Annotated in this window: 13 protein-coding genes; 9 read left to right on the plus strand and 4 right to left on the minus strand. The window is 62.3% G+C overall.

Features of this window, described 5'->3' with window-relative positions; all coding sequences use genetic code 11:
* Window positions 1–90: 90 nt before the first annotated feature.
* Genes AC0L3N_RS25850 through AC0L3N_RS25870 form a run of 5 tightly spaced genes read left to right on the plus strand, consistent with a single transcriptional unit; the run spans window position 91 to window position 4,875 of the window.
* Complete coding sequence (locus AC0L3N_RS25850) at window positions 91–1,173, plus strand: alcohol dehydrogenase family protein (protein WP_473550343.1); 1,083 nt, start codon at window positions 91–93, stop codon at window positions 1,171–1,173.
* The gene (locus tag AC0L3N_RS25855) at window positions 1,170–2,294 is read left to right on the plus strand and encodes a mandelate racemase/muconate lactonizing enzyme family protein (protein ID WP_473550265.1); all 1,125 of its coding nucleotides are present in this window, start codon (window positions 1,170–1,172) and stop codon (window positions 2,292–2,294) included. Before AC0L3N_RS25850 ends, AC0L3N_RS25855 begins: the two co-directional genes overlap by 4 nt.
* Entirely contained in the window at window positions 2,295–3,398 is a 1,104-nt protein-coding gene (locus AC0L3N_RS25860) for a mandelate racemase/muconate lactonizing enzyme family protein (protein ID WP_473550267.1), read from the plus strand.
* Window positions 3,399–3,409: 11 nt separating this feature from the next.
* The gene (locus AC0L3N_RS25865) at window positions 3,410–4,144 is read left to right on the plus strand and encodes an SDR family NAD(P)-dependent oxidoreductase (protein ID WP_473550268.1); all 735 of its coding nucleotides are present in this window, start codon (window positions 3,410–3,412) and stop codon (window positions 4,142–4,144) included.
* A complete protein-coding gene (locus AC0L3N_RS25870) occupies window positions 4,141–4,875 on the plus strand; it encodes an SDR family NAD(P)-dependent oxidoreductase (RefSeq protein WP_473550270.1) in 735 nt (244 codons plus the stop codon). The genes AC0L3N_RS25865 and AC0L3N_RS25870 overlap by 4 nt, the downstream gene beginning before the upstream one ends.
* Before the next feature lie 9 nt (window positions 4,876–4,884).
* Here the strand turns inward: AC0L3N_RS25870 and AC0L3N_RS25875 are convergent, their stop codons facing one another.
* The 4 genes from AC0L3N_RS25875 to AC0L3N_RS25890 are packed head-to-tail and all read right to left on the minus strand — an operon-like array spanning window position 4,885 to window position 9,372.
* The gene (locus AC0L3N_RS25875) at window positions 4,885–6,231 is read right to left on the minus strand and encodes an NAD(P)/FAD-dependent oxidoreductase (RefSeq protein WP_473550271.1); all 1,347 of its coding nucleotides are present in this window, start codon (window positions 6,229–6,231) and stop codon (window positions 4,885–4,887) included.
* Window positions 6,228–7,727, minus strand: a complete 1,500-nt coding sequence (locus AC0L3N_RS25880) for an aldehyde dehydrogenase (RefSeq protein WP_473550272.1) — start codon at window positions 7,725–7,727, stop codon at window positions 6,228–6,230. Before AC0L3N_RS25880 ends, AC0L3N_RS25875 begins: the two co-directional genes overlap by 4 nt.
* Window positions 7,724–8,653 carry a dihydrodipicolinate synthase family protein gene (locus tag AC0L3N_RS25885; RefSeq protein WP_473550274.1) on the minus strand — a complete coding sequence of 310 codons (930 nt, stop codon included), beginning with the start codon at window positions 8,651–8,653 and terminating at the stop codon, window positions 7,724–7,726. The genes AC0L3N_RS25880 and AC0L3N_RS25885 overlap by 4 nt, the downstream gene beginning before the upstream one ends.
* Window positions 8,650–9,372, minus strand: coding sequence for a GntR family transcriptional regulator (locus AC0L3N_RS25890; RefSeq protein ID WP_473550275.1), 723 nt, complete (start codon window positions 9,370–9,372; stop codon window positions 8,650–8,652). Before AC0L3N_RS25890 ends, AC0L3N_RS25885 begins: the two co-directional genes overlap by 4 nt.
* A gap of 187 nt (window positions 9,373–9,559) precedes the next feature.
* On the opposite strand from AC0L3N_RS25890, the gene AC0L3N_RS25895 reads away from it, so the two are divergent.
* From AC0L3N_RS25895 to AC0L3N_RS25910, 4 genes are all read left to right on the plus strand, one after another.
* Window positions 9,560–10,648, plus strand: a complete 1,089-nt coding sequence (locus AC0L3N_RS25895; RefSeq protein ID WP_473550276.1) for a quaternary amine ABC transporter ATP-binding protein — start codon at window positions 9,560–9,562, stop codon at window positions 10,646–10,648.
* On the plus strand, window positions 10,648–11,631 hold the full coding sequence (locus AC0L3N_RS25900) for an ABC transporter permease (RefSeq protein WP_473550277.1): 984 nt from the start codon (window positions 10,648–10,650) through the stop codon (window positions 11,629–11,631). The genes AC0L3N_RS25895 and AC0L3N_RS25900 overlap by 1 nt, the downstream gene beginning before the upstream one ends.
* On the plus strand, window positions 11,628–12,614 hold the full coding sequence (gene proX, locus AC0L3N_RS25905; RefSeq protein WP_473550279.1) for a glycine betaine/L-proline ABC transporter substrate-binding protein ProX: 987 nt from the start codon (window positions 11,628–11,630) through the stop codon (window positions 12,612–12,614). Before AC0L3N_RS25900 ends, proX begins: the two co-directional genes overlap by 4 nt.
* Window positions 12,615–12,676: 62 nt before the next feature.
* Window positions 12,677–13,621, plus strand: a complete 945-nt coding sequence (locus tag AC0L3N_RS25910) for a GlxA family transcriptional regulator (RefSeq protein ID WP_473550281.1) — start codon at window positions 12,677–12,679, stop codon at window positions 13,619–13,621.
* Window positions 13,622–13,667: the final 46 nt, after the last annotated feature.

The raw sequence follows: 13,667 nt of genomic DNA on the forward strand, positions 1-13,667 counted from the left end.
TGTCTTTCACAAGCGACAGTCGAGACACGGCAAGCGGCGGCGGTCCAGCGGACGTCGCACTTGATATGAGGCGAGGAGAAGAGGATGGAGATGGAGGCGGTACTTCTTACCGGTCATGGCGGGTTCGAGAAGCTCGAATATCGCACTGACGTGCCCGTCCCGGCACCGCACCGCGGCGAGGTCCTGATCCGGGTCGCGGCGGCCGGCGTCAACAACACCGACATCAACACCCGCACAGCCTGGTATTCCAAGAGCGTGGCAGCCGGAACGAATACGGGAGGTGCGGAGGGGTTTGCCACCGCCGAAGGCGGCGATGCAAGCTGGTCTGGAACGCCCCTGGTCTTCCCGCGGATACAGGGAGCGGACGTGTGCGGCCGCATCGTTGCGGTCGGCGACGACGTAGACGACTTGCGGATCGGCGAGCGCGTGCTCGTGCGCAACATGCTGCGCTCCTACGTCGATTACCGGCCCTACGAGTGCTGGACGTTCGGCTCCGAATGCGACGGCGGATTCGCGCAGTTCGCGGTCGCACCTTCGCGTGAGACCTACGCGGTCCGGTGCGACTGGTCGGATGCCGAGCTCGCCTCAATTCCTTGCGCGTACTCGACCGCCGAGAACATGCTGCACCGTGCCGGGGTCGGCGAAGAGACCGTGGTCATCACGGGAGCATCGGGAGGCGTCGGATCGGCAGCGGTCCAGCTCGCCCGTCGGAGGGGCGCCAAAGTCATCGCGATCGCCTCGGCAGCCAAGGCTCAGGAGATCCTCGCCTTAGGAGCGGAGCGGGTGATCGACCGGAATGTCGATCTTCTGCAGGAGCTCGGCCACGGCGCTGTCGATGTCGTTCTCGATATTGTTGGTGGTCCGGGCTGGCCACCTCTCATGGACATTCTTCGCCGCGGAGGCCGCTATGCGGTCGCGGGAGCAATCGCTGGCCCCATCGCCGAGATCGACCTGAGGACACTCTACCTGAAGGATCTGACGCTGTTCGGATGCACCTTCCAGGACGATGCCGTGTTCGAGAACCTTGTTTCTTACATCGAGGCCGGCGTCATCCGGCCCGTCGTGGCGAAAACATTTCCCCTGAAGGATATCGTCGCGGCTCAAAAGGATTTTCTTGCCAAGACCCATGTCGGGAAGCTGGTCTTACTTCCGTCTCAGGAGACTTTTGGATGAAGATCGCGACGATTGAGCTATACGAAGTCACCCTGCCCTACTCTGGCGGCGTCTATCAGCTGTCCGGGGGGCGCGAATACCGCGGCTTCGATGCCGTAATCGTCCGGGTTGAGGCGGACGACGGAACCGAGGGCTGGGGCGAAAGCACGCCGTTCGGCAGCACCTACATCGCAGCCCATGCACGCGGCGCGCGCGCCGGCGTCGAGGAAATCGCTCCGCAGCTTCTCGGGCGCGATCCGCGTCAGACCGACCGGATCTATGACGCGATGGATGAGGTGCTTGTCGGCCACAACCACGCCAAAGCCGCGATTGATGTTGCATGCTGGGATCTGTTCGGAAAATCGATGAACCGCCCGGTCTGCGAGCTTCTGGGCGGCTCGACCGGCGTTCCGATGGCCATGATCTCGTCGATCTATGCCGGCACGCCGGAAGCGATGCGGGAGCGGGTCGCGGAGCATCGGTCGCGCGGCTATCTCGGCCACTCTATCAAGATCGGGGCGCTCGACCACGAAGGCGGCCCCATCCTTGATGCTGACCGGATCCGAGCCTGTCTCGCCGACAGGCAGCCCGGCGAATACTTTATCGCCGATGCCAATGGCGGGATGGTGCCGGAAACTGCGATGCGTATGCTCAGGCTTCTTCCCGACGGGCTCGACTTCGTGCTTGAGGCGCCCTGCGCGACATGGCGCGAAACTCTGTCACTGCGGCGTCACTGCACCGTGCCGATCATTCTGGATGAGCTTGTCATGGAGGACGAGAATCTCGCGCGATTGATTGCGCTTGATGCGGCCGATGGCATCGGACTCAAGATAACCAAGGCAGGCGGTCTCACGCCTTCGCGCCGGCAGCGTGACCTCTGTCGTGCTGCCGGCCTTACGATGAGCGTCCAGGACACCGTCGGATCGGATATCGCCTATGCCGCGATCGTTCATCTGGGAGCGACGGTGCCACCGCGCCTGCTGCGCTGCATCCTCAATTCCCGTGACATGGTCACGCTGGAAACAGCACGGTTCGATCCTGTCACGCGCGACGGTCGTGTTCTGCCGCCAGATGCGCCGGGGTTGGGTATTGACGTCAACCGCGAGGCGCTCGGCGCTCCCGTACAAGCCTGGAGTCTCTGAATGAAGATTTCCGAAATCCACATCCACCGCCACGACCTGCCCGTCAAGAACGGTCCCTATACGATGGCCAATGCCGAAGTCTGGTCGTTGACCACGACCCTGGTCAAGCTGGTGACCGACGACGGCCTTTTTGGCTGGGGAGAGACCTGCCCGGTTGGCCCGACCTATGCGGAATCTCACGTCGCCGGAGCCTCGGCGGCGCTCGCCGCGATGGCGCCAGGCCTCATCGGCGCCGAGATCCTGCCGGTGCCATTGCACCGACGCATGGACAGCCTGCTCAACGGCCACAACTACGCCAAGGCTGCCTTCGACATCGCCGCCCATGACCTGCTGGGCAAGAAGCTAGGTGTGAGCGTCTCCGATCTTCTGGGCGGAGCGCTGACAGACCGTGTGCCGTCTTACTACGCCACCGGTGTCGGCTCTCCGAATGAGATCGCCCGGATCGCGGCGGAAAAAAACCGGGAGGGATATCCCCGTCTGCAGGTCAAGGTCGGCGGGCGCCCGGTCGAGATAGACATCGAGACTATCCGCAAGGTCTGGGAGGTGATTCGTGGGTCGGGCGTGCGTCTCGCGGTTGACGGCAACCGAGGCTGGACCACCCGTGACGCCCTGCGGGTCAGCCGGGAATGTCCCGAAGTTCCCTTCATCATGGAGCAGCCCTGCAACACGATCGAGGATCTGCAGAAGATCCGCCCACAGATCAATCACGCCATCTACATGGATGAGAACGGCACCAGCCTGAACACGGCGATCACTGCCGCCGGCACCGGATTGATCGACGGCTTCGGAATGAAAGTCACCCGGATCGGTGGTCTGCACCCGATGCGGGCTTTCCGCGACATGTGTGCTGCGCGGAATCTGCCGCATACCTGCGACGATGCATGGGGCGGTGATATCATCGCCGCGGCCTGCACCCATATCGGTGCGACTGTCGCCCCGCATCTGCTCGAAGGCGTCTGGCTGGCCGCCCCCTATATCGAACGTCATTTCGATTCCGAGAACGGAATCCGCATCGAAGGCGGCCATATCAGGCGACCGCAGGGACCGGGTCTTGGCATCAGCCCAGACGAGAGCCTGTTCGGCAGCCCCATCGGCTCATTCTGAACAGTGGGGCGATGATGGATTTCTCGGGGCAGAAGGCGCTGGTCACCGGAGCGGCCGGCGGCATCGGCGCGTCTATCGTTACGCGATTGCGCGCGGCTGGAGCGAGGGTGGCGGTGGCCGATCGCGATGTGACCGGCATTGAGGCCGAGGCGCACCTGCCCGGCGATCTTTTGGATGCGGGTTATGCCGATACCCTGCCGCTCGTTGCGGCCGGGGCTCTTGGCGGACTCGATATCGTGGTCAACAACGCAGGCGTCATCACCCGCGGACAGGTGACCGATACCTCCGACGCGGATTGGTCGTTGTCAGTGGGGGTGAATGTCGAGGCTCCTTTCCGGATCTGCCGCGCCGCCATTCCCATAATGGCCGAAGCGGGTGGTGGCGCCATCGTCAACATTGCATCCTGCTGGGGCTTGCGTCCCGGCCCGAACCACGCGGTCTACTGCATGGCCAAGGCCGCCATTGCATCGCTGACGCAGTGCATGGGGCGGGATCACGCTCACCAGGGCATCCGCATCAATGCGGTCTGCCCGAACGAGGTGAACACGCCGATGCTGCGCTCCGGCTTCGCCAGGCGCGGCTTCGACCCCGACAGCGCGGTGGCGGAACTGGGCAAGACGGTGCCGCTGGGCCGGATAGCGGAGCCGGAAGACATAGCCGACGTGATCCTATTCCTCGCTTCGGACGCGGCGCGCTACATATGCGGCGCCCTGATCGAGGTCAATGGCGGGAAAGCGGTGTCATGAGTCGCTTCGAGGGCAAGGTTGCACTTGTGACCGGCGGTCGCAGCGGGATCGGGCAGGCGATTGCAAGACGCCTGAGGAGCGAAGGCGCCCGGCTCTTCACAGCCCAACGCGGCAAGGATGACGAATTCGACGCAATCGCCGCCGACTTCACCGATCCGTCCAGTCCCGCACGCGTGATGAGCGAGGTCATCGATCGTGCGGGGCAACTCGACGTGCTGATCAACAATTGCGGCATGATGCGCGAAGCGCGGATCGAGGACATGACTGCTGAGGACTGGGCGCAAACCTTGACGGTGAACCTCACCGTTCCGTTCCTTTTGATCAAATTTGCTCTGCCTCATTTGCGGAAAACACGCGGCGCTATCGTCAATATCGGCTCGATCGAGGGGCTGGGCGCGAATCCCGGACATGCCGCCTATTGCGCGTCGAAAGCAGGCTTACATGGACTGACGCGCGCCGTGGCGGTGGACCACGGGCCGGAGGGTATCCGCTGCAACGCTGTCGCCCCGGGCTGGATCGACACGGATCTCAACGAAGATTTCATCGAGAGCATGCCCGATCCCATGGCTTTCCGCCGCGACATCGGGCGCATTCATCCTGTCGGCCGCACCGGCAAGGCGGAAGAGGTTGCGGCATTGGTGGCTTGGCTTGCCGCAGAGGAAGCCGGATTTGTCACCGGACAGGTCTGGACCATCGACGGCGGGCGTATGGCCAAGCTCAGCCTGCCCTGATCCACATCCTCATTCCCTGGATGCTTGCCATTCCCTGAAGCGCAGATAGGCGTTCGCGCCGATCTCCGCGATTGGCGGAGGCGGGAGTTTCAGGGGGGCCTCTTCCGCGCAGAAATGGCGGGAGATCGCGCTGGATTCTCCGCTTGCGAGTTCCGCCGCCGCGATACCCGCCAGTGTGCTCCTCGTGGTGCCTAGCCCGTTGTCGACACAGGCGGCGATGAGGCCGGGCTCCAACTCGCGCATGACCGAGACGCCGTTACGGCTCAGACAGAGGTGGCCTGCCCAACTGTATTCCATACGCACGTCCTTTAGCGCCGGGAAACGATCGTCGAACTTCCGGCGATGCACGGCTGCGGCGCGTTCAACGTCCGCTGCGCTCACCTCCATATCAGGGCGGAAGCTCGCACAGGTTCTCGTGATAATCCGGTTGCCACCCTGGGCGGCATCGATCCGCCGCACTGTGGTACCCATCGGGTCCGAGGGCGTGACGCCCCACCGCGGCCGCCCGCCGAGCTTCGCCAGCGCATCGTCATCGAGATCGACCGTCATTGAGGCGTAGAGGAAGATGTGCATCAGCCTGCGCTTCGCGAAGCCGAAGCTTTCCAGGTGACCATTGTTGGCGAGGATAGCCGTTCCCGCCGTTACGCGCCCACCATGGGTCGCCAACACCCATTCGGAGCCGGTCCGTGCGATCTGGGTTACAGGTGAGTTCTCGTACACTTCGACGCGGTCGCGACGAAGTCCCGCGCCGAGCCCGCGGATGTAGCCGGCGGGCTGGATCATCACGGTTCCCGGCGTGTAGAGGCCCGATAAATAGTGACGGCTGCCAGTGAGTTCGTGCATGGCATCGGCGTCGAGCGCTTCGCTCGGTTCGCCGATCTGTGTGAGATGGTCGGCATAGGTCCGGTTGTTGGCGTCGGCCGCCGCGCTCGCCGCGCCATTCACCTTGCCGCAGGGATCGAAGAAGGCTGGATCGATCCGGTAGTCTTCGACAGCCTGACGCGCGAAGTCGATCGCGGCGCGGTTGAGCGCGATCATCGCTCGGTCACTCTCCACTGCCTGCCCGGCATAATCGTCCGACGAAATATCGTGCGGCAGGTCGATCATGAACCCGGAGTTGCGGCCGGACGCGCCCTCGGCGAGCCTCCCGGCCTCCAGCACGACGACCCGGGCACCCGGATGGAGCTGCTTCAGCCGTCGGGCTGCGGACAGCCCTGCGAACCCTGCACCGACCACCGCGAAATCGGCGGTCAGCGTCGTGCCAAGCACGTCAGGCGCCTCCTGCCCCGGCAGGATGGCGCTCCATGCGGCCGGCCCTCTGTGGACCGGCAACCGGCGCGCGGTTCTGGTGGTCAAGCAACGGCCTCGTCGGCGTCGTCGGAAAGGTCGACCCAGATCGTCTTGATTTGCGTGTATTGATCGTGCGCCTGGATGCCGTTGTCGCGGCCGCCAAAGCCGCTGGCCTTGAAGCCGCCGAAGGGGGTTGAGATATCGCCCTCTCCGAAGCTGTTGACGGTGACCGTGCCGGCCCGGATCGCCCGCGCGCCACGAATCGCCCGCTTTGCATTCGAGGTGAAAATCGAGGCGGCGAGCCCGTATTGCGTGTCGTTCGCGAGCGCGATCGCCTCGTCGAAATTGTCCACCGTCAGGACCGACAGAACCGGGCCGAAGATCTCTTCACGGACCTGCGGGGCATCGCGGTCGGAAATATCGAGGATTGTGGGCTCCACGAACCCATTTTCCGCCTTGCCGCCAAGAAGCACCTTCGGCACTTTACCGAGATAGAAGCAGACCTTGTCGAAATGGGTCTTCGAGACCAGGGCTCCGATGCGGTTCACGGGGTCGAGCGGATCGCCGACCGGCCATTCGCGGGTATGGGCGACGATACGTTTCAGAAGGTCATCCTTGATGCCCTTCTGCACGATCAGCCGCGACGATGCCGAGCAGTTTTCACCCATGTTCCAGAAGGCGCCATTGACGATGTGCGCCGCCACGCGGTCCAGATTTTCCGCGTCATCGAGAACCACTGCCGGATTCTTGCCTCCCATCTCGAGCGTAACTTCCTTCAAGTTCGATTCCGAAGCGTAGCGCAGGAAAAGCCGGCCCGTCTCGGTGGAACCGGTGAAGGAAATCATGTCCACGTCCATGTGACGTCCGAGGGGCTCACCGACATCCGGCCCGCTGCCAGGTAGGACGTTGAATATGCCCGCCGGCACGCCGGCCTCCATCGCCAGTTCGCCGACGCGCAACGCGGTGAGCGAGGTCTCCTCGGCCGGCTTCACGATGACCGAGCAGCCGGAGGCAAGGGCCGGTCCGATCTTCCAGGCAAGCATCAGGAGTGGAAAGTTCCACGGCAGGACGAGGCCGACGACACCAACGGGTTCCCGCAAGATCATGGCGATGTGGTTGTCCGAAGTCGGGGACACCTGATCGTAGATCTTGTCGATCAACTCGGCATGCCAGGTCAGGCAGTTGATCGTCTCCGGCACGTCGACCGTCTCGCAATCATAGATCGTCTTGCCGCTATCGAGGCTTTCCATGACCGCCAGTTCGCGCGCATTGCGCTTGATAAGCTTGGCAAGTCGGATCAGCACCTCCTTGCGCTCGCGCGGGTGCAAGCGAGACCAGCGGCCGTCCTCGAATGCGTCACGCGCCTTCGCGACGGCATAGTCCACGTCCGCGGCGTCGCAGGCCGCCACTTTGGCGAGCACCTCGCCGGTCGCCGGGTTGATCGTGTTGAAGGTTTTGCCCGACCTTGCCGGGCGGAAGCTGCCGTCGATAAAGGCCTGCGTCGGCAAGTTCAGCCCGGCGGCAACGGCCTTGTACTCTTCGGTCGTCAGAAGATCGGTCATTCGGCAGCCCTCAGTTTTAACGTGGTTTCGGCATCAATGGCGGCGACAGCTCGTTTCAGGACACGCACAACCTGTTCCAGCTGCCGCTTGTCGTCCTTGTTCAGAGCCTTCAGCGGCGGACGCGGCGGCCCGGCGCGCAAACCATCCATCTCGCAACCGTGCTTGATGCACTGGATGAACTTTCCGCCCTGTTCGAGGACGCGCATGAGCGGCATCAGCCCCGACATGATTCGGCGCCCCTTTGCGAAGTTGCCTTCGACCGCGCAGGCCTTCCACAATGCGATGTGTTCGGCCGGCAGGAAATTCGAGCCGCCGCAGACCCAGCTCCGCGCGCCCCAGGCGAAGAATTCCAGCGCCTGATCGTCCATGCCGCAGGACATCTGGATGTGGGGATAGTCACGCGCCAGCAGGTGGACGCGGCTAATGTCGCCCGAGCTTTCCTTGATGGCGCAGAAATTGCGGCTGCGGCCGATGCGGTCGAGAAACTCCTCGCCCATGTTGATGCCCATCCTGCCGGGATAGTTGTAGAGCATGATTGGCAGGTCTGCAGCCCGGTCTATCGCGAGCGCATTGAGGGCGTTCTCGCGCTCTGTCGGGACCGAATAGGGCGGCGAGCCCACCAAAATGGCATCGGCCCCGATCTTGGCCGCGGTCTCGGCCATCGTGATCGAATCCGCCAGGCGGATCGCGACGGTGCCGACGATCAGCGGCACGCGCCCCGCAATCACCTCCTTTGCGAGCTTCGCCATTTCCATCCGCTCGTCCATTGACTGGGCGTAATATTCGCCGGTGGAGCCACCGTTGATGATGCCGTGAACACCGGAAGCGATCAGGTACTCGATCATCACGGCGAAGGCGTCGCGGTCGATGGTGCCGTCCTCACGATGCGGCGTGATGACGGGCGTGTAGATGCCTTCGAACTTCATGAGGCTCCTCTCTTGTCCTGGGCGCCCGGCGCGCGGCCAAGCGGAACATGGATACTTGTGGGCGTGACAAAACTCTCGATCTCGGCGCGCGACAGTTCCCAATGCGCGACGGCCAGCTCGGCGGCCGCGTCGGCGTCGCCCGCCTCGATCAGAGCGATGAACTGGTCATGCTGGTCGGCGGCGACCGCGCGCTGCTCAGCCAGCGCCACTTTGCGCGAATTGTAAAAGGTCATGCCGATCCGGGTGTGGTCGATCAGCAGGCGGCGCAGGCTTGGCGTCAGATACTCGTTGTCCGCCATGTCCCCGATGATAGCGTGGAAGCGCTCGTTCATCAGAGCGCGCTGGGCCGTATCGCCCTCGCGGATCGCGGCGCGGAAGAGAAGCTGCGTATCCTTGAGCCGCATGATCTGGCTAGGCTTCGCGTGTTCGGCCGCCAATCGCGTCACGGCCGAATAGATCATCGGGGCGGCGACAAAGAAATTCCTGAGCGTCTTGTGCGTCATCGGCGCGACCTGCGCACCGCGGTTCTCGTGAAGCACGACATAGCCGTCGCCCGCGAGCTGGCGCAGAACCTCGCGCAGGGGGGGACGGGAGATCTGGTAGGCTTCGGAGATCTTGGACTCGTCGAGGTAACTGCCAGGATCGAGTTCCTGGGTGAGGATCCGCCGCTGCAGGTCCTCCAGGCAGATCGCTTTTTTGCTCCTGGTATCGTCGCTCACTGCAAGTCTCCTCCCGCGCCCCTGTCTCGTCCGAAACGGATCACGCGATATCCGGTTTCTCTGCGATTTTACAGAGAGTCCGCTGCAGGCATGTTGTAGTCCGAAAAAATACATGTTGTCTACAGCGCAGTTTTGTGATTTTGATCGCTCAGGGGAAAAGCCTCAACCGGAAAAGGGAGGCAGCCATTTGACCGGGAATAGCCGAGAAGTCGTGATCCGCTGCGACGGCATCTGGAAGATCTTTGGCGCGCAGTCGCAGCAGGCGATGGACGCGGTGCGCAGCCGGGGTTTGTCGAAAGACGAAATCCGCGATCGCTACAACTGCATCGTGGGCGTGCGCGACGCGTCTTTCAGCGTCGCTCGCGGTGAAATCTTTTGCATCATGGGGCTATCGGGCTCGGGCAAATCGACCCTGATCCGGCATATCAACCGCCTGATCGAGCCGACGGCCGGCTCGGTGTTCATCGAGGACCAGAACGTCAACGCGATGTCGCAGAAGGAACTGCGCGCGTTGCGGGCCGAAAAGATCGGCATGGTCTTCCAGAGTATGGCGCTAATGCCGCATCGGACGGTGCGCGACAATGTCGTATTCTCACTTGAAGTGCGCGGGGTTCGCGAAGCACAGCGGGTGAAGGTTGCCAACCGCGCCATCGCCGCGGTGGACCTCACCGGCTGGGAGCAGAAATACCCGGATGAGCTCTCCGGCGGCATGCAGCAGCGTGTGGGCCTCGCGCGCGCTATCGCCGCCGATCCGACGATCCTGCTCATGGATGAGCCGTTTTCCGCGCTCGATCCGCTGATCCGGCGACAGTTGCAGACGACTTTCATGGAGCTTTCGGCCGAGCTTCACAAGACCACCGTCTTTATCACCCATGATCTCGACGAAGCCATTCGCATCGGCGACCGCATCGCGATCATGAAGGACGGCGTTCTGGTGCAGATTGGCACGCCGGAAGAGATCGTGACCCAGCCTGCCGACGACTATGTTGCGGATTTCGTGGCCGGCATCTCCAAACTGGATCTCGTCACGGCTGCACGCATCATGCAGCCTTTCGCTCAGTACTGCCAGGCCAACGGGCAGACTGATCCTGGCCAATGGCCGGTGGCGAAGCCGGAAGACAAGCTCAACACGCTGGTTGATCTCGCCATCGGCACTGACCATCCGATCCTTGTGAAGGCCGAGGGCGCAAGCGTCGGGGTCGTGACCAAGAAGGCGCTTCTGCGCGGCATTCAAGGGCGTGAGGACGTAGCGCCCGCGACAATGGGGGCGCAGTGATGGCGGACAACGAAACTTTCGACTGGCTCAATCCTTTCGCTTCGATAGACCTCAACATCGACGCCCGTTCCGACGGCATCAAGCAATGGGCGATCGCGTACCGCGAAGCAATCCAGCCGATCAAGAACTTCTTTGGCCAGATGATCGGCCAGATCGACGCTGCGTTGCATGCTGTGCCGCCGACGATCATGCTTGTGCTTTTGGCGTTGATCGCGTGGCAGCTTGCCGGAGGACGGGTGGCGATCCTGGTTGCCGCATGTCTCACAGCGCTGGGCTTGCTCGATCCGACGGCCTGGTCCCTTGCGATGACAACACTCGCCATTGTGATCTCGGCAGTCATCCTCTGCGTGATTATAGGCCTGCCCCTGGGGATCCTCGCAGGCAAGAGCGATCGCTTTGAAGCTGCGATCAGACCTATCCTTGACACAATGCAAACGATCCCCGCCTTCGTCTACCTCGTTCCGGTCGTGATGCTTGTCGGCATTGGAAATGTCTCAGGCGTGATCGTGACAATCATTTTCGCCCTGGCACCGCTTGTGCGCCTTACCTCGCTTGGCATCCGCGGGGTGAACCCCAGTGTTGTCGAGGCCGCGCGCGCTTTCGGTGCGTCGCCTGGCCAGATCATGTTCAAGGTCGAACTGCCGCTGGCGACACCGACGATCTTCGCCGGGCTCAACCAGACGATCATGCTGTCGCTGTCCATGGTGGTCATAGCGTCCATGATCGCGGTTCAGGGGCTCGGAAACGAGGTGCTGCGCGCCATGGGACGGCTCGACGCGGGCAAGGCCATCGTCGGCGGACTCGGCATTGTCATACTCGCCATCGTTCTCGACCGCATCACTCAAGGGCTTGGCCGCTCGGGGCGGGAACGCGGACACCGCCATTGGTGGCAGTCGGGACCGGTCGGGCTCGTCCTGCGCCTGCTTCAACGGACCCGCCAAGAAACCAACCGCTCGCAAGTTCAACACGGAGAAGCAACATGAGACTTTTCGCAACTACGGCAGCGCTCGCGTTGTCGCTCGCTACGTCCCCGCTTCTGGCACAGGAAAAGCCGGGCGATGGGGTCACTGCCCGCCCCGTGATACAGCCAACTATCGAGGAAATGTTCCAGGCGCGGATCGTTTTCCGGGCGCTCGAAGACCTCGGCTATACCGTAGCCCCGCCTCAGGAGGTTATAGCGCAGACTGCACATCTGGCCGTCGGCACTGGCGATGCAGATTTCTTCACCAACAGCTGGGATCAGCTTCACGATACGTTCTTCCAGGAATCCGGCGGTACAGAGGTGATGACCAAGGTCGGCACCCTCGTTGAAGGCGCCCTCCAGGGCTACCTCATCGACAAGACAAGCTACGATTCCGGCATCAAGAACCTTGGCGATCTGAAGGATCCTACTGTTGCCGCGAAATTCGACGAAAATGGCGACGGAAAGGCCGATCTCGCTGGATGCGTTCCGGGCTGGGGGTGCGAACGCGTGATCGAGCACCAACTGACCGAGTTTGGCTTGCGCGAAACCATCACTCACAACCAGGGTGAATACAACGCGATCATCGCCGACACGATCGCCCGCCAAAAGAACGGCAATCCGGTTCTCTACTATACCTGGACGCCCTACTTGGTATCTGGCGCTCTGGTTCCCGGCAAGGACGTCGAATGGTTGAGCGTGCCCTACACCACCCTTCCGGATGGCGGCAAGGGGAACACTGAGTTCGGCGGTAAGAACCTGGGCTTTGCCGTGGACAACCTGCGGATCGTCGCCCGCAACGATTTCCTCAAGGCGAACCCCGCTGCCGCGAAGCTGTTCGAGGTCGCCAAGGTCGACATCAAGGACGTTTCGGCCGAGAACAAGCAGATCGCCGATGGTGAAGACAAATCGGCGGATATCGACCGGCATGTCGATAGCTGGATCGAAGCCCACCGTGCCGAATACGACGGTTGGTTGGAAGCCGCCCGCGCTGCGGCGAAATAGCGCGACCAAGGCGCTGCGCGGAGATATGCCGCGCAGCGCATCATCTCGGAGAGGCCTGCAAAATGACGGGCTCGCAACATTTTGTCTTTGCTCTGGTCGAGGAATTCACCCACCTGGCGTTTTCCTGCGCCGTAGAACCGCTGCGTATCGCAAACCTGATCAGCGGCAAGGAGCTTTACCGCTGGTCCTTCGCTTCGGTCAACGGTGAGACGGCCACCAGTTCGAACGGCGCTGTCACCTTGGTCCACTGTCGCTTCGATAAACTGCCTCCCAGCGATCGGCTGTTCGTCCTGTCCGGTATCAACATGCAACGCCAGGACACACGCAGCCTGCTGGCCGCACTGCGCCGCGAACGGGCTCACGGGATCAGGATCGGAGCACTGTGTTCCGGCGCTTATATCCTGGCAAAGGCGGGGTTTCTCGATGGCCTGCAGGCAGCCATTCATTGGGAGTACCACGACGGTTTCATGGAGGAGTTCCCCGATGTGAACCTGGTGCGCAACGTTTTCGTAGCGGATGAAAAATTCATCACTGCGTCCGGCGGCACCGCTACTGCCGATCTTATGTTGCACCTGATCGAGCTTGACCACGGCTATGACCTGTCGGTCGCAGTCGCTGATCAGATGGTCTATAACGCTGTGCGCAACGCCACCGCGGCTCAGCGCGTCTCTATTCAGTCCCGCAACGGCGTACGCAACAAGCATCTCGCAAAGGCGATCGAGATCATGCGCAATAGGATCGAAGACCCGATTTCGCCATCGGCAGTAGCGGAGGAACTCGGCATATCAACCCGCCAGATAGAGCGCCTGTTCGGTAGCTACCTCAACACCTCGCCCAAGAAATATTTGATGGAGATGCGCCTGGAACGGGCGCGTCATCTGCTCCTGCAGACCGAATGCGCGATTGCTCAGGTGGCGCTTGCTTGCGGCTTTGCGAATTTGGGACATTTCTCCCGTGTCTACCGTGCCGCCCACGGCGTACCCCGATCATGCAACGCGGACGCTTAACCTGAGGCAGGCATTTGCTGGAGGATTTAAGGCACGGATAGACGCT

Source organism: Mesorhizobium sp. WSM4807 (assembly GCF_055811615.1).